At 60.8% G+C, this 23231-nt stretch carries 23 protein-coding genes; 8 read left to right on the top strand and 15 right to left on the bottom strand.

From position 1 onward, the window contains the following. Nucleotides 1–95: 95 nt before the first annotated feature. A complete protein-coding gene (locus tag DL86_RS17275; protein WP_051953679.1) occupies nucleotides 96–1190 on the bottom strand; it encodes an FIST signal transduction protein in 1095 nt (364 codons plus the stop codon). Nucleotides 1191–1334: 144 nt separating this feature from the next. Beyond that, nucleotides 1335–2750 carry an argininosuccinate lyase gene (gene argH, locus DL86_RS17270; protein ID WP_036264204.1) on the bottom strand — a complete coding sequence of 472 codons (1416 nt, stop codon included), beginning with the start codon at nucleotides 2748–2750 and terminating at the stop codon, nucleotides 1335–1337. 29 nt (nucleotides 2751–2779) lie between these two features. On the opposite strand from argH, the gene tlpA reads away from it, so the two are divergent. Further along, complete coding sequence (gene tlpA, locus DL86_RS17265) at nucleotides 2780–3448, top strand: thiol:disulfide interchange protein TlpA (protein WP_036264201.1); 669 nt, start codon at nucleotides 2780–2782, stop codon at nucleotides 3446–3448. 240 nt (nucleotides 3449–3688) lie between these two features. On the opposite strand, the gene grxD is transcribed toward tlpA, so the two are convergent. The 6 genes from grxD to purC all read right to left on the bottom strand — a co-directional run bounded on the left by grxD (nucleotide 3689) and on the right by purC (nucleotide 8798). Next, on the bottom strand, nucleotides 3689–4027 hold the full coding sequence (gene grxD, locus DL86_RS17260) for a Grx4 family monothiol glutaredoxin (protein ID WP_036264198.1): 339 nt from the start codon (nucleotides 4025–4027) through the stop codon (nucleotides 3689–3691). Between the two features lie 71 nt (nucleotides 4028–4098). Beyond that, on the bottom strand, nucleotides 4099–4332 hold the full coding sequence (locus DL86_RS17255) for a BolA/IbaG family iron-sulfur metabolism protein (RefSeq protein WP_036264543.1): 234 nt from the start codon (nucleotides 4330–4332) through the stop codon (nucleotides 4099–4101). A gap of 53 nt (nucleotides 4333–4385) precedes the next feature. Continuing rightward, a complete protein-coding gene (purL, locus tag DL86_RS17250) occupies nucleotides 4386–6596 on the bottom strand; it encodes a phosphoribosylformylglycinamidine synthase subunit PurL (RefSeq protein WP_036264196.1) in 2211 nt (736 codons plus the stop codon). Nucleotides 6597–6676: 80 nt separating this feature from the next. Next, nucleotides 6677–7372, bottom strand: a complete 696-nt coding sequence (purQ, locus tag DL86_RS17245; RefSeq protein WP_036264193.1) for a phosphoribosylformylglycinamidine synthase subunit PurQ — start codon at nucleotides 7370–7372, stop codon at nucleotides 6677–6679. Between the two features lie 140 nt (nucleotides 7373–7512). Continuing rightward, nucleotides 7513–7752, bottom strand: a complete 240-nt coding sequence (gene purS, locus DL86_RS17240) for a phosphoribosylformylglycinamidine synthase subunit PurS (RefSeq protein WP_036264541.1) — start codon at nucleotides 7750–7752, stop codon at nucleotides 7513–7515. 251 nt (nucleotides 7753–8003) lie between these two features. Continuing rightward, entirely contained in the window at nucleotides 8004–8798 is a 795-nt protein-coding gene (purC, locus tag DL86_RS17235) for a phosphoribosylaminoimidazolesuccinocarboxamide synthase (RefSeq protein WP_036264191.1), read from the bottom strand. Nucleotides 8799–9197: 399 nt separating this feature from the next. On the opposite strand from purC, the gene DL86_RS17230 reads away from it, so the two are divergent. From DL86_RS17230 to DL86_RS17205, 5 genes are all read left to right on the top strand, one after another. Continuing rightward, nucleotides 9198–9551, top strand: a complete 354-nt coding sequence (locus DL86_RS17230) for a DUF1476 domain-containing protein (protein WP_036264539.1) — start codon at nucleotides 9198–9200, stop codon at nucleotides 9549–9551. 302 nt (nucleotides 9552–9853) lie between these two features. Continuing rightward, a complete protein-coding gene (locus tag DL86_RS17225) occupies nucleotides 9854–10906 on the top strand; it encodes a tyrosine recombinase XerC (RefSeq protein WP_084573007.1) in 1053 nt (350 codons plus the stop codon). A gap of 209 nt (nucleotides 10907–11115) precedes the next feature. Further along, nucleotides 11116–11631 (top strand): hypothetical protein, encoded by a 516-nt coding sequence (locus DL86_RS20065; RefSeq protein WP_156964727.1) that lies wholly within the window; start codon nucleotides 11116–11118, stop codon nucleotides 11629–11631. 269 nt (nucleotides 11632–11900) lie between these two features. Continuing rightward, nucleotides 11901–13706, top strand: a complete 1806-nt coding sequence (lepA, locus tag DL86_RS17210) for a translation elongation factor 4 (protein ID WP_036264186.1) — start codon at nucleotides 11901–11903, stop codon at nucleotides 13704–13706. 183 nt (nucleotides 13707–13889) lie between these two features. Continuing rightward, nucleotides 13890–14285: a low affinity iron permease family protein gene (locus tag DL86_RS17205; protein WP_036264184.1), complete on the top strand. Its 396-nt coding sequence runs from the start codon at nucleotides 13890–13892 to the stop codon at nucleotides 14283–14285. 54 nt (nucleotides 14286–14339) lie between these two features. Here DL86_RS17205 and DL86_RS17200 read toward each other — a convergent pair whose 3' ends face one another. After that, on the bottom strand, nucleotides 14340–15104 hold the full coding sequence (locus tag DL86_RS17200) for an HD domain-containing protein (protein ID WP_051953677.1): 765 nt from the start codon (nucleotides 15102–15104) through the stop codon (nucleotides 14340–14342). Nucleotides 15105–15365: 261 nt separating this feature from the next. Between DL86_RS17200 and DL86_RS20720 the strand changes: the two genes are divergently transcribed. After that, the gene (locus tag DL86_RS20720) at nucleotides 15366–16061 is read left to right on the top strand and encodes a hypothetical protein (RefSeq protein WP_084573019.1); all 696 of its coding nucleotides are present in this window, start codon (nucleotides 15366–15368) and stop codon (nucleotides 16059–16061) included. A 149-nt stretch (nucleotides 16062–16210) separates the two neighbouring features. Here DL86_RS20720 and DL86_RS17190 read toward each other — a convergent pair whose 3' ends face one another. Beyond that, entirely contained in the window at nucleotides 16211–17221 is a 1011-nt protein-coding gene (locus tag DL86_RS17190; protein ID WP_036264183.1) for an NAD-dependent epimerase/dehydratase family protein, read from the bottom strand. 274 nt (nucleotides 17222–17495) lie between these two features. Here DL86_RS17190 and hemA point away from each other — a divergent pair, with 274 nt between their 5' ends. Continuing rightward, nucleotides 17496–18794 carry a 5-aminolevulinate synthase gene (hemA, locus tag DL86_RS17185; protein WP_036264181.1) on the top strand — a complete coding sequence of 433 codons (1299 nt, stop codon included), beginning with the start codon at nucleotides 17496–17498 and terminating at the stop codon, nucleotides 18792–18794. A 55-nt stretch (nucleotides 18795–18849) separates the two neighbouring features. Here hemA and DL86_RS17180 read toward each other — a convergent pair whose 3' ends face one another. The 5 genes from DL86_RS17180 to DL86_RS17160 all read right to left on the bottom strand — a co-directional run. After that, entirely contained in the window at nucleotides 18850–19851 is a 1002-nt protein-coding gene (locus DL86_RS17180) for an adenosine kinase (protein WP_036264179.1), read from the bottom strand. A gap of 105 nt (nucleotides 19852–19956) precedes the next feature. Next, entirely contained in the window at nucleotides 19957–20736 is a 780-nt protein-coding gene (locus DL86_RS17175; RefSeq protein ID WP_156964726.1) for an ABC transporter permease, read from the bottom strand. Between the two features lie 8 nt (nucleotides 20737–20744). Then, the gene (locus DL86_RS17170) at nucleotides 20745–21518 is read right to left on the bottom strand and encodes an ABC transporter ATP-binding protein (RefSeq protein ID WP_036264529.1); all 774 of its coding nucleotides are present in this window, start codon (nucleotides 21516–21518) and stop codon (nucleotides 20745–20747) included. A 34-nt stretch (nucleotides 21519–21552) separates the two neighbouring features. Continuing rightward, entirely contained in the window at nucleotides 21553–22572 is a 1020-nt protein-coding gene (locus DL86_RS17165; protein ID WP_036264175.1) for an ABC transporter substrate-binding protein, read from the bottom strand. A gap of 305 nt (nucleotides 22573–22877) precedes the next feature. Further along, nucleotides 22878–23231 (bottom strand): winged helix-turn-helix transcriptional regulator (locus DL86_RS17160; protein WP_036262922.1); only part of this gene is annotated, 354 nt, incomplete at its 5' end.

Below are 23231 nucleotides of genomic sequence, written 5' to 3'. Positions count from 1 at the left end.
GAAGGCAAGATCATTCGTCCGCACAGCGCCCGCTTCGAGCGGAGCAATTGTGGAAGTCGCTATCGCGGGCGGGTTCCTTATCGGAACTGGCCTTGTCAAAACAGGGCGAGCACGCCGGTGTAGCCGTAGATGCGGTCCCCGGCGACTTCGCCATTGGCGAAAAAGCCAACGAGCGGAACATCGCCAAGGGCAGATTGAAGCAGTTCGGCTTCTTCCGTCGCTGAGTCGAACAAGTTAGGGCCGCGCGCGCAGCAGGTCACGTAGAGTCCCCCGCGCACAGTCGCTGTTCGCTTGCGAAGCTTCTGCGCCATCGCCAAAAGGTCCTTTGTCGCGGCGGCGCGGTCGCGTCGGCAGAAAAAAATCTTTTGTCCCGGCTCGACGTGATCGGCGATCGCGATCAGGCCTTTGTCGGTATCGATCCCGGCGAAATTGCGCACGACGAAATCGCCGGTGTCGCAATTTGGAACCGGCAGGCCGACGTGGAGCGAGCGCAGGAGCTTGGCGATATCGCCGTCGGGCGTCACCGAGAGATCGCGCACCAGGGCCTGGAGCGATGGTTCGCCGTCGAGGGACGTGACCATATTGTCCTCCATCTCGGTGATCGTGCGCACCGGACCGATCGCGCTGCATCCTTGCGAGACGCCGACTGCGACCTCGACATCGGGCCCTAGCATGAGCCCCGATGCGCCGCCTTCCGTCACGCCGTCCGCGAACTGATCGAAACGACGCGCGCGCGAAGCGGTGAGCCCGCCAAACAGATAGGCTCGGGACGTCGCCGCGAGCTGGCGCAAATCCGCGTCGAACGGGAAGCGCGGATCGACATGGACAATGGCCGTCGCCATGCCCTTGTCGGCCCAATGGCCGACATCGCTCGGCGACTGGCCGTTGAATAGCTTGAACTGATCCGGGCTCCAATGCCCGATCATCGCCGCGATCGCCGGTTGATTATAGGCCGCGCCGCGCCCGCTGATCACGCCGAAGCCGATGGTCCCGATCCAATTGGCGACGCCAGTCTTTTGCCGAAGGCTCGCAACGACGGGTTCGATGCCGCTGTTCAGCCGGTCGGTAATATAGACGAAGCCAATGGTGCCGCCGCAGCCTTGCGACATCAGTTCAGCGGCGATGCGATCGGCGGCGCGGACGGGATCCTCATCGATGACCAGCGCGGTGCGAAAGTGATCCAACGGCATGGGCGGCGCCTTCTCAATTCGTCGACCTGGCTGTTCCCGGCGGGTGCCGGCGGAGATCACTTCTAAAGAGCCGCGAAACCGCGCGCAAGTACGGCTTCCAACTATGCCGCATGCAAATTAAGCAACAGTGGCAACGAGATAGCGTCAAGATCGCGACGCGTTGGAGTGCTCCACTTTGTCCTTCTCGAGCCGCGCAAGCCAGCGTTTGGCTTGCGCCCGCACATTGGACGGCGCCGTCCCGCCGTAGCTGGTCCGGCTGCGGACGGATTTTTCGACGCCGAGAACCGCATGGACCTCGGCGCTGATATTGGGCTCCACAGCCTGCATTTCGGCCAGGGTCAATTTCTCAAGGCCGATCTTTTTGCCTGCCGCCAGGGCGACGATGCGGCCGGTAATGTGATGCGCTTCCCTGAAGGGCAGCTTCAAGCTCCGCACCAGCCAATCGGCGAGATCGGTCGCGGTCGCATAGCCCGACCCGGCGGCGGCCTTCATGCGTTTGCGATCGGGCTCGAGATCGCCGACCATCCCGGTCATCGCGGCAAGACACAGCGACAGCGCGTGCAGCGCGTCGAACGTGCCTTCCTTATCTTCCTGCATGTCCTTGGAATAGGTCAGCGGCAGGCCTTTCATAACGATGAGGAGGGCGTTCAGCGCGCCAATGATCCGACCGGCCTTGCCGCGCACCAGTTCGGCCGCGTCGGGATTGCGCTTTTGCGGCATGATCGAAGAGCCGGTCGAGAACTTGTCCGACAAGGCCGCGAAGCCGAATTGCGGCGTCGCCCAGAGCACGATTTCCTCGGAGAAGCGCGACAAATGGATGGCGCAGATCGAGGCCGCGCTCAAAGTCTCCAACACGAAATCGCGGTCGGAAACGCTGTCGAGCGAATTTGCGGTCGGCCGGTCGAAGCCAAGCGCCTTGGCGGTCGCGTTTCGGTCGATCGGAAACGAGGTTCCCGCCAACGCCGCCGCGCCGAGCGGAGATTCATTCAGGCGGGCGCGGGCGTCGCGAAGCCTTGAGCGGTCGCGCGAAAACATTTCGACATAGGCCAGAAGGTGATGCCCGAAAGTGACCGGCTGCGCCGACTGCATATGGGTGAAGCCTGGCATCACGCTTGCCGCATGGGCCAGGGCTTTTTCCGCCAGGGCCTGCTGCAACGCCCACAATTGGCGGTCGAGCGCGTCGATCGCATCGCGGACCCAGAGGCGAAAATCGAGCGCGACCTGATCGTTGCGCGAGCGCGCCGTATGCAGCCGTCCCGCGGCGGGACCGATCAGCTCCGCCAGACGCGCCTCGATGTTCATATGAATATCTTCGAGCGCGCGCGAAAATGTGAATGTCCCGGCCTCGATTTCGGCGCCGATTTGACTTAGGCCTTCGGCGATGGCGGCGGCGTGGTCGGCGCTTAGAATGCCGGTCTGCGCCAGCATGGCGACATGGGCTTTCGATCCGGCTATATCCTGCTGGGCGAGCCTATAGTCGAAGCCGATCGACGCGTTGATTTCTTCCATGATGGCGTCGGGACCGCTCGCGAACCGGCCGCCCCACATTTTATTGCTCATCTTCTCGTGCTCATGAGATTGATATCCATATGACGCAAGGTCTCTCCAAACAGGCCAAGTCCCGGCCTCTTGCGCGCCGCGTCGCGGTTGCTTTGGGCGCGCTCGCCGTTCTGCTTCTGGCTGTTGTCCTATACGGGATGAAAGCGCCAGGCGGCAAGGAAACCGCCGAAGGCCCTGCGGCCTGTCCGGCCTCATCGGAAAGAGCGGCGCTGCTCAAGCCGCTGGCCCATGGGGAGCTTGCCGCCTTGAGCCTCGCGGCCCATCCAAAGCCGCTTCCCGAGCTGACCTTCAAGGCGTCGGACGGGACGCCGACGCGCCTTTCCGATTTTCAGGGGCGCGAAGTGCTCCTCAACCTTTGGGCGACTTGGTGCGTGCCGTGCCGGCAGGAGATGCCGGCGCTCGATCGCTTGCAGGGCCTTCTCGGCTCCAAGGATTTTGTCGTGGTCGCGGTCAATATCGATACCGCCAAGCTCGACCGCCCGAAGGCTTTCCTGACCGAAATCGGGGTGAAGAACCTCGCCTATTATTCCGACGCCACCGCCGATGTCTTTCAAGCCCTGAAACAGGCCGGCAGGGCCCTGGGTCTGCCGACGACGATTCTCATCGGCAAGGACGGATGTGAAATCGGGACCATGGCCGGGCCGGCGCAATGGGATTCGCAAGACGCCCTGGCGCTGCTGAGGGCGGGGCAGGGCTGAGTGGCTTGCTAGAGCGCTTTCCGATCGAATGGAGTCATTCGATCGATCAGAAATCGCTCCAGTGTTAAAGAGTCTGCGCATATTCCGAACAGATCGAACCAATCTGTTCGGAATATGCGCTTGGCGGCGGAGCGCGTCGAGAGACGAAAATGCCCGGCGCGCGGCCGGGCATGGGTTTTAACCTGCGACGGGACGAAGCCGTCCCAGTCCTTACCGCATCCGGCCCGGAGGCGCCGCTGCTCAGGCCTTGGTCGGCTGTTTGACGTCAATGCCCTTGCTGGCCAAATGCGTGACAAGCTCGCCCGACTGGAACATTTCGCGGACGATGTCGCAGCCGCCGACGAACTCGCCCTTGATGTAGAGCTGCGGGATTGTCGGCCAGCTGGAGAATTCCTTGATGCCTTGACGGATCTCGTCATTCTCTAGGCAATTCACATGCTCGTAGGGAACGTCAAGATGCCCGAGGATCTGCACGAGCTGGCCGGAAAAGCCGCATTGCGGGAAGTTCGGGGTGCCTTTCATGAACAGGACGACGTCGTTGCGGTCGATCGTCGACTGGATGATATCCTTGATGGGCATTGCCGGGTCCTTTCAGACAGGGTCTATTTGAATATGGTCCGCCTCCGACCGGAGGGCTAAAGTTCGAAACCTTACTTTGGCGCGAAGGTCGTGAGCTGCAGTGCATGAAGCACGCCACCCATATGATCGCCAAGGGCCTTATAGACGATCTGGTGCTGCTGCAGCTTGGTCTTGCCGGTGAATTCAGAGGAAATCACGATCGCCGCGTAATGATCCTTGTCGCCGACGAGATCGGTGATCTGGACCTTCGCGTCCGGGATGCCGGCCTTGATGAGCTTCTCGATATCAGCTTGTTCCATTGCCATGATGAAGTCGTCCTTGTCGCTGCGATGGGCCGCGACCGCGATCGTCAAGGCCCTCAGAATTTTACGCCAGCCATGTAATCGGGCAGCCACGCTTCGTGGGCCCGCATCAGGTCAGCCAGCAATATGGCTATCCCGGCTCCCAGGGTCAACGTGTCGCCGCCGGTCAAACCGATGATTTCACAGGCAACTCCGGCATTTTCTGCCTCATTGCGGATCGCCTCTGCCTTGTCGGCAGCAGCTGTGACAATATATCGCGCCTGATCTTCGCCAAAGAGGAAAGCATGCGCTGGAAGCGAAGCGGGAGCGGCGATGGTCGCGCCGATTCCGCCGGCCATCGCCATCTCGGCGAGCGCGATCGCCAAGCCGCCGTCGGACACGTCATGCGCGGCGGTCACGGCGCGATTGGCGATCAGGCCGCGTAGAAAATCGCCATTCCGCTTTTCGGCGGAAAGATCGACGGGAGGCGGCGCGCCGTTCTCGAGGCCGCAGATCTCGCGCAAATAGAGCGATTGTCCGAGCCAGCCTTCGGTCGTCCCGATGAGGAGGATTTTGTCGCCTGGCCGTTTGATCGAGAGGCTTGCGGTGCGGCTCGCGTCATTGAGCAGGCCGACGCCGCCGATCGCGGGGGTTGGCGGAATCGCGCGCCCGCTGCTTTCATTGTAGAGCGAGACATTGCCGGAGACGATCGGGAAATCGAGCGCCCGGCAGGCCTCGCCAATTCCCTCGATGCAGCCGACGAACTGACCCATGATCTCCGGCTTTTCCGGATTGCCGAAGTTCAAATTGTCGGTCGCCGCGAGCGGCAAGGCTCCGACGGCGGTCAGGTTGCGCCAGGCCTCGGCGACCGCCTGCTTGCCGCCTTCATAGGGATCGGCCTCGCAATAGCGCTGCGTGACATCGGTTGTGAGCGCCAAGCCTTTGGGGCCATCGCCGATCCGAATCACGGCCGCGTCGCCGCCGGGCGGTTGCGCCGTATTGCCCAGAATCAAATGATCATATTGCTCGTAGATCCAGCGTTTTGAGCAAAGGTCCGGGGTCGCGATGAGCCGAGCCAGCGCCTCGCTGTTAGGGATTGGCGCTGCGACTTCCACCGGACTGAGCTTTGGCTTTTTCGGCGCTGCGACATGCGGCCGGTCGTAAAGCGGCGCGGCGTCGCCAAGCTCTTTGATCGGCAGATCCGCTTTGATCTCGCCTTTGTGTTTAACGACGAAGCGGAGCGTATCCGTGGTCTTGCCGATGATCGCAAAATCCAGGCCCCATTTGCGAAAGACGGCCTCGGCCTCGGCCTCCTTGGCTGGGTCGAGCACCATCAGCATGCGCTCCTGGCTTTCCGAGAGCAGCATCTCGTAGGCGCTCATGCCGATCTCGCGGCAGGGGACGGCGTCAAGATCGAGCTCTATGCCAAGATCGCCCTTGGCGCCCATTTCCACCGCCGAGGAGGTGAGGCCCGCCGCCCCCATGTCCTGGATCGCGACGACGGCGCCGGTGCGCATCAATTCCAGGCAGGCTTCGAGCAGAAGCTTTTCGGTGAAGGGATCGCCGACCTGCACCGTCGGGCGCTTCGCTTCGGCGTCGGCTTCGAAAGCGGCCGAGGCCATGGTCGCGCCATGGATTCCGTCGCGGCCAGTTTTAGAGCCGAGATAGACGATCGGATTGCCGACGCCTGTCGCCTTCGCGTAGAAAATCTCGTCCGTCCTGGCGATGCCGACGGCCATCGCGTTGACGAGAATATTGCCGTCATAGCCTTTGTGAAAATTGGTCGCGCCGCCGACGGTCGGCACGCCGAAACTATTGCCATAACCACCAATCCCAGCGACGACGCCGGCGACGAGATGGCGGGTGCGCGGATGCTCCGGCGCGCCGAAGCGCAACAAGTTCAAACAGGCGACCGGACGCGCGCCCATCGTGAAGACGTCGCGCAAAATGCCGCCGACGCCAGTCGCCGCTCCCTGGAACGGCTCGATGAAGGACGGGTGGTTGTGGCTTTCCATCTTGAAGATGCAGGCCTCCCCATCGCCAATGTCGATGACGCCGGCGTTTTCGCCCGGCCCCTGAATGACCCAGGGCGCTTTGGTGGGGAGCCGGCGCAGATGCAGCCGCGAGGATTTGTAAGAACAATGCTCGTTCCACATCGCCGAGAAAATGCCGAGTTCGGTGAAGCTCGGCTTGCGCCCGATCAGCGCGAGAATGCGCGCATATTCGTCGGGTTTGAGGCCATGCGCGGCGACGAGTTCGGGGGAGACGTCGGGGTCGCGTTCGATCACGATGAACTTATCCTCTTGTCCCTCTGCCGCAGCCGATAAATAGGCCAGGCATTTGAGCGGGCCGCCGAAACGGGAGCTTTTCAGGCGGCCTTGCCAAAAGCCGCCAGGCTCTCGAACAGGCCGCGTCCATCGGTCCCGCCAACCAGAGGATCGATGAGATTTTCTGGATGCGGCATCAGGCCGAGAACATTGAAGTTTTCCGAATAAATCCCGGCGATGTCATTGGTCGATCCATTCGGATTGGCGGCGCCGCCGACCACGCCACGCGAATCGCAATAGCGGAAGGCGACGCGACCGGCGCCTTCGAGACGCGCAATCGTCTCGGAATCCGCCTCGTAATTGCCTTCGCCATGGGCGATCGCCACTTTAATGACCTGGCCTTGCTCATATTGGGACGTAAAAGGCGTGTCGGTCCGCTCCACCTTCAAATGCTGCATCCGGCAGACGAAGCGCATGCGCGCATTGCGCATCAACACGCCCGGCAGGAGACCGCTTTCCACCAAAATCTGAAGTCCGTTGCAAATGCCCAGGACCAGGCCGCCCCGCACCGCATGGTCGCGAACGGCTTCCATGATCGGCGCCCGCGCCGCGATCGCGCCGCAGCGCAGATAATCGCCATAGGAAAAACCGCCGGGAAGCACCACGAGATCGGTTCCTGCAGGCAGTTCGGTCTGCCCGTGCCAGACGATGATCGGTTCGCCGCATGCTGCGCTGATTGCGCGAAAGGCGTCGCCCTCGCGATTGGAGCCGGGAAAAAGGATGATGGCGGCTTTCATGCGTCTGTGCCTTCTTCCGCGCGCGCTGGCCTGAAGGGGAAGCCCTTAGATTCAACGAGTTAGAGCATGTTCTTATGAGACATCGGATATATCCGATGTCTCAATAGCGAAAACGTCGATCAACTTTTTCGGAACATGCTCTAGAGGATCTCCACCTGAAAATCCTCGACCACCTGATTCGCCAACAGCTTCTCGCAGGCCTCGCGCAACAGATGCTCCGCGCCGGCGCGGTCGGCGCCCGCAAGCTCGATCTCGAAAATCTTGCCCTGGCGGACGCTTTCGATTCCCTTGAAATCGAGCGATTTCAGCGCCCCTTCGATGGCTTTGCCCTGTGGATCCAAGATCCCGTTCTTGAGGGTGACGAAGACCCTGGCTTTCATCGCGATCAAGTCCAATTCTTTGGCGGTGGCAAGTCGAGCGATAAGACAACAAGCTAAAAACAAAAACGGAGGCCGAAGCCTCCGCGCAGTTCGATTTGCGATCGATCGCAAATCCTGCCCTTCGATCACGCCCGCCGCCTGTCGGGGGGGAAGTGCGGGGGCCGCCGAGGGACGCTTTCGCGAGGAGGTCTAAGTCTCGTTCGCGAAAGCTTTAACGTGGGCTCCATTTTCCTGGAGCCGATTTTGAAGCCTTATTGAACCAGCTTTGGTCCGTTCGCGCGAGGTTGCTCGTTTTCCTGCAGGATGCCGAGACGGCGGGCGACTTCCGTATAGGCCTCGACAAGTCCTCCAAGATCGCGGCGGAAGCGATCTTTGTCGAGCTTGTCGTTGGATTTAATATCCCAGAGACGGCAGGAATCGGGTGAAATTTCGTCGGCGACGGCGATGCGCATCATATCGCCTTCCCACAACCGGCCGCACTCCATCTTGAAATCGACGAGGCGGATGCCGACGCCGAGAAAGAGACCGGACAGAAAGTCGTTGACGCGGATGGCGAGGGCCATGATGTCGTCGATTTCCTGCGGGCTCGCCCAGCCGAAAGCGGTGATATGCTCCTCCGACACCATCGGGTCGTTCAACTCGTCGTTCTTATAGTAGAATTCGATGATCGAGCGGGGCAACTGCGTGCCTTCCTCGATTCCAAGACGCGTCGCGAGGGAGCCCGCGGCGACATTGCGCACCACGACTTCGAGCGGGATGATCTCGACCTCTCGAATCAATTGTTCGCGCATGTTGAGACGGCGGATGAAATGGGTCGGCACGCCGATGTCATTGAGATTTTGGAAGATGAACTCGGAGATCCGGTTGTTAAGGACCCCTTTGCCGTCAATGACCTCGTGCTTCTTGGCATTAAAAGCGGTTGCGTCGTCCTTGAAATGCTGGATGAGCGTCCCCGGTTCAGGTCCCTCATAGAGGACCTTTGCCTTGCCTTCATAGATGCGCCGGCGGCGATTCATTGGGATTAACCGTGGCTTGAGATGATCCATAGGTGGCCGTGGCTCCTGTGAACGTCCTAGGGCCCACGTCCAAACAAGCAATTTTTGTGCGAAGTCGGGGCGGGGCGGGCTTAGGCTATGCGTCGAGTGTCGCCGCGGTTTCGAGTGAAGGTCCTAGCTTTTTCCGGTCTGGAACACAACCTGACCAGCGAGCCTATCCAACCGCGGATTTTCACACAATGCTGAGCCAAACTATTGGGAAATAGCTAATATTTGATTCCTCCAATTTGTAACCAGCGCACGCCTTCTATCAGAGATCGATTGCGGAATACAGAAAAGAAATCAAGCTTCGACCTTGCCACGTGGAGCATGGCGTTTTTACAAAACCTTGTTAAGATGCACGCCTTCGCGCAAATGCGGGGACTTACACACTTCCATATGGGGAGCCTCATGACCACTTTCGACCAGCGTGAGCAGGCTTTCGAAGCCAAGCTCGCGCATGACGAAGAACTAAAATTCAAGGCCAATGTCCGGCGCAACAAATGGCTCGGACTGTGGGCCGCCGAAAAGCTCGGCAAGACGGGCGCCGCCGCGGAAGATTATGCGACTTCGCTGATCGCCGCCGACCTCGAGGAAAACAACGCCGAAGAGATCTTCAAGACCATCCGCGCCGATTTCGATGCGGCCGGCGTCGCGCAATCCGACCATCAGATCCATCGCAAGGCGGACGAGCTTCTCCAGGCGGCGATTGAAGAGATCAAGACCGTGGCCGCCGAGGCCAAGGCCCATCCGCACGAACATTAGGATCGAAACGGGCGACGGCCATTTTCGGCGGGGGATAGGCTCTAGCTCTTTGCCTTTGAGCGATTCCCTTGTCGATGAGGTCTCCTCGTCGATCAGGGCGATTTGTTCATCGATCAAGAGGCGCTCCGGGGCCGGCGCGTCGGCTTCCATCAGTCCCGGCGCTGAGCATTGACCATCCGCATCCGGCCGAAGAACAGCAACCAATCGTTAGGGCGGACGGCGCAATAGTTCGCATGTCGCTCTGACGCTTTCTTGTGACGCTCTCTTGGATGTCTCACGCTCTGATGAGGCGTCTTGGGAGGATGTGCTTTGCTTTGCGGGGTCGCGGCGGACGCCGCTTTGCGCGATTGGATCGTGATTTGGATCTGGAAGCCTCGCCTCCCGCCGCCACTGCTCCGGCCGCCTTGGCCCTTGAGGCGTTTTCAACGGCCGACCGCGAACTCGCGGCGCTGGCTAGAGCTTGGCTAGCCCACCTGGAAGGCGAGCGGCGCGTTTCCGCCCATACTCTGATCTGTTACGGCCGGGATCTGCGCCAGTTTCTGAAATTCGCGGCGATCCATTTCGGCGCCGCTCCCTCGCTCGCGATGGTCGAGGGCTTGGCTCCGGCCGATCTTCGCGCCTTCATGGCGCAGCGGCGGGAGGAGGGCGCAGGCGGCCGGTCGCTGCTGCGCCAACTCGCGGGCCTACGCTCTTTCGTGCGATTCCTGGAGCGCAATGGCCAAGCCAAGACCGCCGCTTTCTCCGCGCTGCGCGCGCCCAAAATTCAGCGCCGCCTTCCCAAGGCCTTGACCAAGGAGGCCGCGCGGCAAGTGGTGCGGACCGACGCCAGGGCCGGCGAGAATCGCCCCGCCTGGATTCTTGCGCGCGACGCCGCCGTGCTGGGTCTGCTTTACGGCGCTGGCCTGCGCATTTCCGAAGCCTTGGCGATTTCGCGCTCCGAGGCGCCGGTCGGCGGCCTTGATGTTTTGAGGGTGATCGGCAAGGGCCAGAAAACGCGCGCGGTTCCGGTGATCGCGCCGGTGCGGCGCGGGATCGAGACCTATCTCGAACTTTGCCCCTATCCGCTCCCGCCTGAAAGACCGCTGTTCGTCGGGGCGAAGGGCGGGCCGCTCTCGCCCCGAATCATTCAGCTCACGGTGGAGCGTTTGCGCGGCGCGCTCGGGTTGCCAGAGACCGCGACCCCGCATGCGCTGCGCCATTCCTTCGCCACCCATCTTCTGGGGCGCGGCGGCGATCTGCGCACCATTCAGGAACTCTTGGGCCATGCCTCGCTCTCGACGACGCAGATCTATACGGCGGTCGACAGCGCCCGGCTGCTGGAGGCCTTTCGCTCGGCCCATCCAAGGGCAACGTGAGCGGCCTCGGCCTCGGCATCGGAGCCTTCCTTTTCGGTCAGACGAGTCAATCTGATTGGGAAGCGCTGGAGATCGCGACTCCTATTTTCGGCCGCTTCGATATAGAGATGAGCGTCTTGTTCTTGCCGTCGATCCCGCCTCGGGGGGAGGGTCAGGGCGCCAAGGCTACGGCCTCCGGCCGGCGATTGAGTTAAAAAAGGAGACGGATCTTGGCGACAACATCACCGGTTGCGCGCTACGCCAGCCAACTTGGCAATAAATTCATGCTATTGACGTGGAAACAAAAAATAGCGGCGTCCGTAGTCGCCGCTATTGTCTTGATAGCCGGACCAATTCTCTCAATAACCGCGTTGCTGAACGCGTATAATTTTTCACACGGATTTCGCACTGGCGCGATTACAAAACTTTCCACTAAAGGTTTTGGATGCTGGACAATGGAAGGGCAGCTCGCCCAAGCCAATTTTTCTCAATCGGGCAACTTGAGGTCAAGAAACGACTCTGTTGATAATACGTTTTATTTTTCTGTTCCTGATTCAGATGTGCGCAAGAAAATTGAAGACGCAGCCGCGGGCGGCGCCGTCACCTTGGAATATAACCAGAAGCTTTTTGTTTTAAGCTGGCCGATTCCGGGTTTTTGTAAGCGCAGGACCGAGTATGAGATCATTGGCGTCAAGACCGCGCCTGACGCTGTCCCCAATGCGCCGCTTGCCCCTGTTAGGCCATAAGGACGGGTTCGTTCGTCAAGCCTTCCCGGCGAACTGGGAGCCGCCGAGCTCCAGAACTTCGGCTCAAACTTTTGTTGCGGGCCTGCTCATGGGTGGGGCGGCGGTGATCGGGAAGGCGCGCGATCGCAATTTGCGTTGCGAAACATCTCCTCGAAGATTGATTTTGGCGTGAGACAGACCGAATCCGCCAGCGTCGCGCTCCCGCCAAGCCCCGTCCTCGGTCGCCGCTCAACCTTCCCTTCGCCGCGCGCGCCTGCTATCTCGCAGGCATGACAACCCATTCGCTTGAAAATATCCGCAATTTTTCCATTGTCGCCCATATCGATCACGGCAAATCGACCCTCGCCGACCGGCTGATCCAGGCGACCGGGACGGTCGCCGCCCGCGATATGGTGGAGCAGGTGCTCGATTCGATGGATATCGAGCGCGAGCGCGGCATCACCATCAAGGCGCAGACGGTCCGGCTCGAATACAAGGCGCAAGACGGCAGGACCTATATCCTGAACCTGATGGATACGCCCGGCCACGTCGATTTCGCCTATGAGGTCTCGCGCTCGCTGGCCGCCTGCGAAGGCTCGCTTCTTGTCGTCGACGCGAGCCAGGGCGTCGAGGCGCAGACGCTCGCCAATGTCTATCACGCGCTCGACGCCGGCCATGAAATCGTGCCGGTCCTGAACAAAATTGATCTGCCCGCCGCCGAGCCCGAGCGGATCAAGCAGCAGATCGAGGATGTGATCGGGCTCGACGCCTCGCAGGCCGTGCTCATTTCGGCAAAGACCGGAATCGGCATCGACCTCGTGCTGGAGGCGATCGTCCAGCGCTTGCCGGCGCCCAAGGGCGATGAGAACGCGCCGCTGAAGGCGCTGCTGGTCGATTCCTGGTACGACGCCTATCTCGGCGTCGTGGTGCTTGTCCGGATCATCGACGGCACGCTCAAGAAGGGACAAAAGATCAAGATGATGGGCGCCGACGCCCATTACGAAGTCGATCGGGTCGGGGTGTTCCGGCCAAAGATGCAGGATGTCGCCGAGCTTGGGCCGGGCGAAGTCGGTTTCATCACCGCGCAGATCAAGCAGGTCGCCGACACCCGCGTCGGCGATACGATCACCGACGAGCGCAAAGCCTGCGACGCCGCCTTGCCGGGGTTCAAGCCGGCGCAGCCGGTCGTCTTCTGCGGGCTGTTTCCGGTCGACGCCGCTGATTTCGACGATTTGCGCGCTGCGATGGGCCGCCTCCGGCTCAATGACGCGAGCTTTTCCTATGAGATGGAGAGCTCGGCGGCGCTCGGCTTTGGCTTCCGCTGTGGTTTTCTCGGCCTTTTGCATCTCGAAATCATTCAGGAGCGCCTTGAGCGCGAGTTCAATCTCGACCTGATCGCGACGGCGCCTTCCGTGGTCTATAAGATCGTGCAGCGGGGCGATGCGACGGTCGAATTGCATAATCCCGCCGACATGCCCGATCCGACCAAGATCGAGGAGATTCAGGAGCCGTGGATTAGAGCGACGATTCTGACGCCGGACGATTATCTCGGCGCGGTGCTGAAGCTCTGCCAGGAAAGGCGCGGGGTTCAGATCGATCTCAACTATGTCGGCAAGCGCGCCATGGCGGTCTATGACCTGCCGCTCAATGAAGTTGTGTTCGATTTCTACGACCGGCTGAAGTCGATCTCGAAAGGCTACGCCAGTTTCGATTATGCGATCACCGATTATCGTCCCGGTGATCTCGTCAAAATGTCGATTCTCGTCAATGCCGAGCCGGTCGATGCGCTCTCCATGCTGGTGCATCGCGATCGCGCCGATATGCGCGGGCGCGCCATGGTGGAGAAGCTGAAAGAGCTGATCCCGCCGCATATGTTCCAGATCCCGATCCAGGCGGCGATCGGCGGCAAGATCATCGCGCGCGAAACCGTGCGGGCCCTGCGCAAGGACGTGACGGCGAAATGCTATGGCGGCGACGCGACGCGCAAGCGCAAGCTCTTGGAAAAGCAGAAGGCCGGCAAGAAGAAGATGCGCCAATTCGGCAAGGTCGAGATCCCGCAGGAGGCGTTTATCGCCGCGCTGAAGATGGATGGATGAAACGTTTCTCAATTATTAATATGTTCTCTCCATGTGCTGGCTCCATTCAAAAAAAGCGTAGCTTGGCGATGAGGAGCGGCGAGGATGAAAGTTGCAGTAATAAGCTGCCACGTGGCGCCGGAAATCAGGAACAAAAGTAGGTGAATGGAGTTGAGGCTTCGCAGCAAGAAGGGAGGAAATATAATGGCTGATAAGTCCTCGCTGATTTCTCGCGCTTTCAGCGCCGCGGCCAATCAAGTCGCCAGAGCCGCTGGAAAGCCTACCTCTTTTGGAGTTGCAGCGCTAACTGTTGTTGTTTGGGCCGCATTTGGACCGGTCTTCAAATATTCAGATACATGGCAGCTAGTCATTAATACGGGAACAACTATTATTACGTTTCTCATGGTCTTTTTAATTCAGAACTCACAAAACAGAGACAATGCGGCGATTCAAGTAAAACTTGATGAACTTATCCGGAGTGGGACCGCTAAGAACTTTTTCATAGGAATTGAAAATTTGACAGAGGATCAAATTGCTAGGATGCGCGACATTTGCGCGGCTGCAGCGAAAACGACGAGAGTCGAAAACATCAAGAAGTGAGCAAAGAAATCGAGAAAGCTTCTTAGTTCTTAGGTCACGGGCCGACAATAGGCTCTAAAGAAAGTTCCTCGGCCAGATCATCGAACGCCACATATGCGCGACTGGGGAATTATCGAACCCTAAGCCTTCTTTCGGCTGGCGGAAATGCCGGCCCACGATGTCCGCGAACGCGTCGAGATCGACGGCAGCGTCGGGGTCGAAGGAATAAAGATCATTGAGCGTAATCAGCCGCGCCGAACCATACCATTTGTGGGCGCGCGCATAATCGTAGGCGGCCTGAATGTAGGGCTCGGGCCGATAATCCGCGCCGAAAAGATCGATGTAGGTTTGCGGATATTCGTAGCCGACGGCGGGGTCCGGGAAGAACCGCAGCGCCTGATGATAGCGCACTGCCCATGAGATTTCTTCATCGACATAGGGCTCGATGAGCTGCGCGCCCCAATAGCCATGATCGCTGGAAATGAGGCCGGCGAGGGCGATGTCATGCAAAAGGCAGGCGAGAACCATTTTCTCCTCGGCCCCGGATTTCAGGGCGAGATGGGCGCTTTGCAGCATGTGGTTGACGGCATCTGGAGTAAACCTCAACCGGAAGAATTCGAACAGCGTCGGCGCCGCGGAGAATTTGGGGAGCGCCGGGTCATCTCCCATCATTACGGCGCGGCCCCCAAGTTTGCTCGGTGGCGAGATAGGATCGAATCGGGTGAAATGCTCGGGCGTTCCCATCGTCGCCAGCGCCGATTTGATCACGATCTTACGGGCGAGCGGCGCTTGCTCTGGCGATCCGCCGTCGCCCGCCGTGGTCTCGCATCGATCATCCATTTCGCACCTTGCCTCCGAGCGCGATCGGACTGCGCCCGATCGACGGCGCGATGACCCCGCTCAACGCATCCGCTTCGCAGATAGGCGAGCCGACCTTGTCCCACAAGACCCGAGCCGCGGGCGCGCCGAGCCCGATCTAGAGTGATGGAACAATCCCCCTCGCAGCGGCGTTAAATTCAAAGATTGCCCTCCGCCATGACGACGGCGATGGCGTTTGCGGATCGCGAAGAGCCAGCGAAGGGCGGCGAGAAGGAGGATGCGATGAGACGCATTTGTGCAGTGGCGAGCGCCGCCGTAATTGGCGCCGCATTGATGGCCAGCGGTCCAGCTTGGGCGCGAATGGGCGGCGGCGGCTTTCATGGCGGCGGCGGATTCCATGGGGGCGGCGGCTTCGGCGGTGGGGGGTTCCGGGGCGGCGGCTTCGGCGGTGGCTGGCATGGCAGCGGCATCCGCGCAGGCGGCGTGGGCTGGCAGGGCGGCGGCTGGAACCGCGGCGCTTGGCAGGGCGCCGGCATCCGCACCGCGGGTTGGCATGGCGGCGGCTGGCATCGGGGCGGCTGGCATAGGGGCGGCTGGAACCGCTGGGGATGGAATAGATGGAATAACGGATGGGGCTGGGGCGGCGCAGGGCTGGGCCTCGGCCTGGCCAGCGGCTTGGGCTGGGGCTCAGGTTGGGGCTATGGCTGGGATTATCCTTATGATTACGCCTATGGCTATCCCTATGGCTACGGCTATCCTTACGGGTACGGATTGGCGGCGGCCGCGACCGCGCCTTTGGCCGTAGCCGCCGCAGCGACCGCGCCTCTGGTGACAGGCCGCAGCGTGGCGACCGGCGGCGTGGGAGGATTTTGCTCAACGCCGGTGAGGACATGCCAACTCATTAGCGCGTCATGGGTTGGCAACGGCTGCTCTTGCAAAGTCTCAGGCGGCCGCGCGCGGGGAACTGTCACGCCCTAAAACCGGCGGCGAAGTGGCGCTGGATCGATAAGATTGGGAGCATGATCAATGCGCCTTGAGCGCTCATGCTCTGAAATATCGGTCGCAACCGATGCTTGAGGAAAAACGGCCGGGGCGATGCTCGGCCGTTTTTAGCTTTCCTCCCGAATTCAAACGCCGTGATAGGCGCGGTACCAGGCGACAAAGGCGGAAACGCCCTCCTGCAAGGGCGTCTTCGGGGTGAAGCCCGTCAGCAGAAAAAGCAATTCGGTATTGGCGAAGGTGATTGGCACATCGCCTTGCTGCATGTCCATGAAATTGCATGACGCCCGCAATCCTGTCGCGGCCTCGATCGCGGCGACGAAATCCATCAGCGCGACCGGCGTCCGCGCGCCGATATTGACGACGCGCCAGGGCGCCACCGGAGACAAGCTGTCCAGCGCCGGAGCCGGGGCCGGGCGCGCGTCTGGCGCGAGCGGCGCCTGGCCGAGCAGGCGGACCATGGCCTCGACGAGATCGCCGACGAAGGTGAAATCCCGCCGCATGTTTCCGTGATTGTAGATGTCGATCGGACGGCCCTCGAACAGTGCCGCCGCGAATTTGAACAGCGCCATATCCGGCCGTCCCCAAGGGCCGTAAACCGTGAAGAATCGCAGCATCGTGGTCGGTATATTGAAGAGATGGCTATAGGAATGGGCCATTTCCTCATTCGCCTTTTTCGTGGCGGCGTAGAGCGTCAAGGGATGATCGGCGCGGTCGGTCTCGCGAAACGGGATCGAGGCGTTTGCGCCGTAGACGGAGGATGTCGAGGCCAGAAGCGCATGGCGTGGCGGCGCATGGCGCAGTAGTTCCAGAAGATTGAAGGTTCCGACGAGATTGGCCTCGACGTAGGCGCGCGGATTGTCCAGACTATAGCGAACGCCGGCTTGCGCGGCGAAATGATAAACTGCATCGAACCCCTCGCCATAAATGGCCTTGAACGCCGCAAAATCCTCGAGCATGGCCTCATGCCCGCAGTAGGCGGGGTTTTGTTGCAGAATTTCGTGGCGCCGGAGTTTGAGCGCGGGGTCGTAATAGGGCGTGAAGCCATCGATCCCGACGACCTCATGGCCGTCTTCGAGGAGACGCCGGGCTGTATGAAAACCGATGAATCCGGCCGCGCCGGTGACGAGAATGCGCATGGTTTACCGATCGCGGATGGGCGAAATCTAACGGCCAAGGCAAAGCTCGCTGGCTCCTTGAGCGGCCGTGGGGCGGCAAATCCCTCGCATGAATCCCAAGCAATTGCCACGAAGGCCGCTCATTTTTTAGAGGTGTGACCATTCGCTGCCCAAACAGCCCTTTTAGAACGCGTAAAAAGAGTATAAACGGGCTATTTCGATACTCGAGTCCATGGGCGACGTCTTTCAGTTGCCTATCCCGCCCCAGCGATCGGATCCTTGGAGAACGTTGAACATGGTGTATCGGCGGATTTTCGACGACGCAATTTCGCGATTGAAGGATGAGCGCCGGTACCGGGTCTTCGCCGATCTCGAGCGTGACGCCGACGCCTTTCCCAAGGCGCGGTGGCGGCGCGACCGGGCCAGCGTCGAGGACGTCGTGATCTGGTGCTCCAACGATTATCTCTGCATGGGCCGGCATCCCGAAGTGATCTCCGCCATGAAGAACGCCGCCGCGCGGCATGGGGTCGGTTCTGGCGGCACGCGCAATATTTCAGGCACCAATCATCCGCTCGTCGAGCTTGAAGCCGAATTGGCCGATTTGCATGGCAAGGAGGCGGCTCTCGTCTTCACCTCCGGCTGGATTTCCAATCTTGCGACGATTTCCACTATTGGCGATCTGCTGCCCGATTGCCTCATTCTCTCCGATCAGTTGAACCATAATTCGATGATTGAAGGCATCCGCCGGTCCAAGGCGCAGCGCCGCATCTTCCGCCATAACGATCTCGCGCATCTCGAGGAATTGCTGGCCGAGGCGGGGCCGGAACGGGCCAAGCTGATCGCCTTCGAAAGCCTTTATTCGATGAATGGCGACATCGCCCCAATCGGGCAAATCGCCGATCTCGCCCGCCGCTACAATGCGATGACCTACATGGACGAGGTCCATGCGGTCGGACTCTACGGCCCGCGCGGCGGCGGCATCGCCGAGCGCGACGGCGTCATGCATAGAATCGACGTCATCGAGGGGACGCTCGCCAAGGGCTTCGGAACGCTGGGCGGCTACATTGCCGCGAATGAGGCGATCATCGACGCGGTGCGCTCCTATGCGCCTTCCTTCATATTCACGACGGCCTTGCCTCCCGCCATCGCATCGGCGGCGCAAACCGCCGTGCGCCTGTTGAAGGAGCGCCAGGGCGCGGAGCTTCGCGCGCAGCATCAGCGCCAGGCAATGCTGACCAAACATGCGTTGAGCGCGGCGGGCCTGCCGGTCATGGCGAATCCGTCCCACATCGTGCCGGTCCTCGTCGGCGACGCCGAGCTTTGCAAGAGCGCGACCGACATGCTGCTCGACCGCCACTCCATCTATATTCAGCCGATCAATTATCCGACGGTCGAAAAGGGCAGCGAAAGATTGCGCATCACGCCAGGCCCCTTGCATACGGATGCGCATATCGTGCATCTGGTCGAGGCGCTGGTCGACGTTTGGAAGAGTTTGAAGCTGCCCTTCGTCGAACAGCCGAAAGTCGTCGAATTCAAGCGCGAAAGCGTCGACGGACGCTGCACCTTTCCGGAATTCAAGCGCGCGGCGGAATAGGCCGCAGGATGTCGCGGGCGACGCTGGCGCCGCCCGCCGCGAGAAAATCCCTGGGTTACAGCTTCAGTCCGTTTTGTCCCGCGAGTTGCGCCAGATCAGTCTGCGGCCGCGCGCCAATATGCTGGATGATCTCCGCCGCCGCGAGCGAGCCGAGCCTTGCGCAAGTCCCCAGATCCTTGCCCTTGCTGAGGCCGGCTAGGAATCCGGCTGCAAAGAGATCGCCGGCGCCTGTCGTATCGACGACCTCATCGACCGGGAAGGCTGGCGTGGCGAGGACTTCATCGCGCGTGACGACGATCGAGCCCTGCTCGGAGCGGGTGATGGCGCTGAGAATATTTTCGCCGCGAAGCTGCGCCACCGCCGTATCGAAATCGGCGGTTTGATAGAGCGAATGCAATTCGCTCTCATTGGCGAAAAGAATATTCACCGCTCCCGATCGAATGAGCCCGATGAATTCGTCGCGGTAGCGGTCGACGCAAAAGGAGTCGGACAGGGAGAGGGCGACTTTGCGGCCGGCGGCGCGGGCGATTTTCGAGGCTTTCACGAAAGCCGCCTTTGCGGCGGGCGGATCCCAAAGATAGCCTTCGAGATAGACAATCCCGGAATGTTTCACGATGTCTTCATCGACATCCGCCTCGGTCAGGCTCTGGCAAGCGCCGAGGAAGGTGTTCATGGTGCGCTGGCCATCGGGCGTGACGATGACGAGGCACCGCGCGCTCGCCGCTCCGTCCGGGGAGAAAGCGGTCGAGAATTTGACTTTGGCGGCGCGGATGTCATGCGCGAAAACCGCGCCGAGTTCGTCGGCCTTGACCTTGCCGATGAAGGCGGCGCTGCAGCCAAGGCTCGCCGCGCCGATGATCGTATTGGCGGCCGAGCCTCCCGACACGATGGCGGCCGGGCCCATCGCCTTGTAGAGCTCCTCGGCGCGGGCTTCGTCGATCAACATCATCGCGCCCTTGTTCAATCCTTGAGCGGCGAGAAAATCGTCGTCGGCGCGGCTGATGACGTCGACGATCGCATTTCCGAGGCCAAGCACATCGTAGAGGCAGGGGGGCATGAAGAGTCTCTCAAGCAGAGGGGAAGGCGATCTCGAACCGTTCGAGAGCGTCGCCGCGCTTCATATCGCAGTCCTCCCATAACTTCCAGATTGCCGCCGGAAACATCATCGCTCGGCGCTCATGGCGCTCTCGTGCCAGCGGCCGAGCAGATAGGCCGATAAAACGGAAAGCACAGCGAAAATCGCAATTCCGGTCAGCGAGAGCAAGGTCAGCGCCGCGAACATCCGTGGAATATTCAGCCTGTAGCCGGCCTCGAGAATCCGGAAAGCGAGCCCCGCGCCTTGTCCCGCCGCTCCGGCGGCGAGTTCGGCGACAATCGCGCCGATCAGCGCCAGGCCGCCGCCGATGCGCAGCCCGCCCAGAAAATAGGGCAGGGCGGCCGGCAAGCGCAAAAGCAGGAGCGTCCGCCAGCGGGAGGCGCGATACAGCTGGAAAAGATCGACCAGATTTCGGTCGGTGGAGGCCAATCCAAGCGCGGTATTCGATAGAATTGGGAAAAAGGCGACAAGAAAGGCGCAGACGAGCACTGCGCTTGAGGGTTCAAGATAGATCAGGAGCAAGGGCGCAATGGCGACGATCGGGGTGACTTGCAGGACGATCGCGACCGGCAGGAACGAGCGTTCGATCCATTTCCATTGCGAAAAAAGAATGGCGAGACCGCCGCCGCCAAGGACCGCCGCGGCAAGGGCGCCGAGCGTGATCTTCAAGGTCGTCAGGAGCGCTGGAAACAGCGTCGCCCGATCGGTCACAAGCGTCTCCAGCACAAGAGCCGGCGAGGGTAGGATATAGGGCGGCAGGTCCGCAAGGCGGACGAAAACCTCCCAGCCCGCAAGCAAAGCGGCGAAGACCAAACCAGGAGGCCCGTATTCTTGGACCCATCGCATCGGACGCATCAATAGTCCCCCTGCATTGCGTCTTGCAAAGCCTGCGAGGCTTTTGCGCAGATCCGCGCATAGGCGGGGCTCGACCGGAAATTCTCGTCGCGCGGAGATCGGTCCTCGCTCGCGATTTCCGCGACGATCCGGCCAGGTCCGCCCGCCATGACCAAGATGCGCGTCGAAAGATAGGCGCTTTCGTAAACCGAATGGGTGACGAAGACGATCGTCGCGCCGGCAGCGCCTTGCAGGCGCAACAGATCGTCGTTGAGGCGAAAGCGCGCGATCTCGTCGAGCGCCGCGAAAGGCTCGTCCATCAACAGCAGCAAAGGGCGCAGGACGAGCGCGCGGGCGATCGACGCGCGCATCCGCATGCCGCCGGAAAGTTCGCGCGGAAACGCCTTGGCGGAGGCGGCGAGTCCGACCAAGCCCAGAGCCTCCATGATCGCCGGGCCTGCCGATTGCCGGCTCAGTCCGCGTAGGCGCAGCGGCAAATAGACATTGTCGAAAACGCTCGCCCAGGGCATCAGCGTCGGCTCCTGGAACACAAAGCCAAGCGCCGCGCCAACATCGTCGAAGGAGCGCGTCAGCACGCCCGTAGAAGGAGAATCGAGACCGGCGATAAGGCGCAAAATAGTGCTCTTGCCGCAGCCCGAAGGGCCAAGCAGCGTCAGGAATTCGCCGTCGCGAACCTCGAGGTCGACGCCCGCGAGCGCCGTCGCGCCATTCTTGTAGGTCTTGCCGACCCCTTGCAGCGAGATGAGCCTTCGCGGCGCGATCATTTGCAACATGAAGGGCGCGGAGCGAATTTCTTGCCAGTCCGCTTCATTGGCGCGGCCGCAAATCAAGCCCGACGCCCTTGTTGACGAATTGAAGCGTATAGGCGCGCTTGTAGTCGAGGCTCGGCGCAAACAGCCCCGCGTTGGTCATTTTGGCGAAGAAGCTTTGCATCCGCGCATCCGTCATTGCCCCAACGCCGAGCGTCGTTGAATCGCCCGAATCGACGATTCCATACTCTTTCATCTTGGCAACCGAATAGGCGAGCAGATCGTCGCGAATGTCGGGATTGTCGCGCTTGATGAGCGCATTCGCCTTGGCGTTGTCGCCATAGATATAATTGCACCAGCCGATCACCGAGGCGTCGACGAAACGTTGCACGAGATCGGGGTTTTTCTCGATCAGATCGCGCCTCGCCTCGATCGTGGTCGAATAGGAATCATAGCCATAATCGGCGAGGAGGAAGACGTTCGGCTTGAACTTGCCTTGTCGCTCCGCCTCATAGGGTTCGGAGGTCGCATAGCCCTGTTGAATCGAGTTCTTATCGGCGATGAAGGGCGCGGCGTTGAACGCATAGGGCCTGACCTTTTCCTCCTTGAAGCCATAGGCCGTCTTCAGCCATTGATAGACCGAGACCAGCGCGTCCTTGCCGATGAAGGCTGTCGCTTTCGGCAGATCCTCAAATCGGTCGAGACCCGCGCCGGGGTGGGACATAAGGATGAAGGGATCCTTTTGGAACAGCGAGGCCACCGCGACGATCGGAATATTTTGCGCAACCGCGTCGAAGGCCTGGATCATGTTGGCGCCGAGGTTGAAGTCGATCTTTCCGGCCGCCAGCAAAAGCTTGTTGTTGGTTTGCGGGCCGCCCTGAAGGATCGTGACGTCGAGACCGTATTTTGCGTAAGTGCCATCCGCCAGCGCCTGGTAGAAACCGCCATGCTCGGCTTCGGCGAGCCAGTTGGTCGCGAAGGTCACCTTGTCGAGCGCGAAGGCGGGGGTGACGGCGAGAGCGAGGGCCGCGAAGAGCAGAGTAAGGCAAGGTTTCAAGGTAAGTCCTCGGTTGGCCATCCTTTGACAGGCTTGGGCGCCTGCGAAGCATACCAATGTTCCCGAAAAAGGCGGTTGGCACTTTTCAAATTCGGCTGCATTGCGCCATTTCCGGACATTTGGCGCTGCGGCGTGGCAAGGCAGACATGGGCCGGAAGCGGAATTACCGGTTCGGAGTGTTGAAGTCGGAATAGCCGCCATTTGTCCGTATTGGGAAAGACGCTTTCGTCTTCGATCCCAGGTCATGGACCACCACCGCCAACTTTGCGCTGGAAGCGGGCTTCCAATGGGAGTTGTCAGGCGCTGCTTCATCTGCCGTGAGGCGTTCATTCGGGCGCGGCGACGCGAATGGGACGTGTTCCGACCGGAGCGCCGGTCGCGCGGTCGATGGTGACAGGATCGATCTCCGTTCCGGTCTCGGCGTCGAAGAACCTGGTCACCTTGCCCCCGCCGCGATGCTTGCGTCCCCACGAGCCGATCGCAAACAGCACCGGCAGAAAATCGCGGCCGGCTTCCGTCAGCACATATTCGTCACGTGGCGGACGGTCGGAATAGCGGCGTTTATCCAGCAGCCCCTCGTCGGTCAGGGCCGAAAGCCGCCCCGTCAGCATCGTCGGCGCGATACCGAGACTCTTGCGGAAATCATCGAAGCGGGTCAGCCCCGCATGGGCGTCACGCAT

This window comes from Methylocapsa aurea (genome assembly GCF_000746085.1).
Lineage (GTDB): Bacteria > Pseudomonadota > Alphaproteobacteria > Rhizobiales > Beijerinckiaceae > Methylocapsa > Methylocapsa aurea.
Note: the sequence above shows the minus strand (reverse complement) of the source record. Positions and strands in the feature narration are given on the sequence as shown.

Coding starts and splice junctions, on each gene's coding strand:
- DL86_RS17275 (WP_051953679.1), bottom strand. CDS start 1,190: ATGCCGTTGGATCACTTTCGCACCGCGCTGGTCATCGATGAGGATCCC.
- argH (WP_036264204.1), bottom strand. CDS start 2,750: ATGAGCAATAAAATGTGGGGCGGCCGGTTCGCGAGCGGTCCCGACGCC.
- tlpA (WP_036264201.1), top strand. CDS start 2,780: ATGACGCAAGGTCTCTCCAAACAGGCCAAGTCCCGGCCTCTTGCGCGC.
- grxD (WP_036264198.1), bottom strand. CDS start 4,027: ATGCCCATCAAGGATATCATCCAGTCGACGATCGACCGCAACGACGTC.
- DL86_RS17255 (WP_036264543.1), bottom strand. CDS start 4,332: ATGGCAATGGAACAAGCTGATATCGAGAAGCTCATCAAGGCCGGCATC.
- purQ (WP_036264193.1), bottom strand. CDS start 7,372: ATGAAAGCCGCCATCATCCTTTTTCCCGGCTCCAATCGCGAGGGCGAC.
- purS (WP_036264541.1), bottom strand. CDS start 7,752: ATGAAAGCCAGGGTCTTCGTCACCCTCAAGAACGGGATCTTGGATCCA.
- purC (WP_036264191.1), bottom strand. CDS start 8,798: ATGGATCATCTCAAGCCACGGTTAATCCCAATGAATCGCCGCCGGCGC.
- DL86_RS17230 (WP_036264539.1), top strand. CDS start 9,198: ATGACCACTTTCGACCAGCGTGAGCAGGCTTTCGAAGCCAAGCTCGCG.
- DL86_RS17225 (WP_084573007.1), top strand. CDS start 9,854: ATGTGCTTTGCTTTGCGGGGTCGCGGCGGACGCCGCTTTGCGCGATTG.
- lepA (WP_036264186.1), top strand. CDS start 11,901: ATGACAACCCATTCGCTTGAAAATATCCGCAATTTTTCCATTGTCGCC.
- DL86_RS17205 (WP_036264184.1), top strand. CDS start 13,890: ATGGCTGATAAGTCCTCGCTGATTTCTCGCGCTTTCAGCGCCGCGGCC.
- DL86_RS17200 (WP_051953677.1), bottom strand. CDS start 15,104: ATGGATGATCGATGCGAGACCACGGCGGGCGACGGCGGATCGCCAGAG.
- DL86_RS20720 (WP_084573019.1), top strand. CDS start 15,366: ATGAGACGCATTTGTGCAGTGGCGAGCGCCGCCGTAATTGGCGCCGCA.
- DL86_RS17190 (WP_036264183.1), bottom strand. CDS start 17,221: ATGCGCATTCTCGTCACCGGCGCGGCCGGATTCATCGGTTTTCATACA.
- hemA (WP_036264181.1), top strand. CDS start 17,496: ATGGTGTATCGGCGGATTTTCGACGACGCAATTTCGCGATTGAAGGAT.
- DL86_RS17180 (WP_036264179.1), bottom strand. CDS start 19,851: ATGCCCCCCTGCCTCTACGATGTGCTTGGCCTCGGAAATGCGATCGTC.
- DL86_RS17175 (WP_156964726.1), bottom strand. CDS start 20,736: ATGCGATGGGTCCAAGAATACGGGCCTCCTGGTTTGGTCTTCGCCGCT.
- DL86_RS17170 (WP_036264529.1), bottom strand. CDS start 21,518: ATGTTGCAAATGATCGCGCCGCGAAGGCTCATCTCGCTGCAAGGGGTC.
- DL86_RS17165 (WP_036264175.1), bottom strand. CDS start 22,572: ATGGCCAACCGAGGACTTACCTTGAAACCTTGCCTTACTCTGCTCTTC.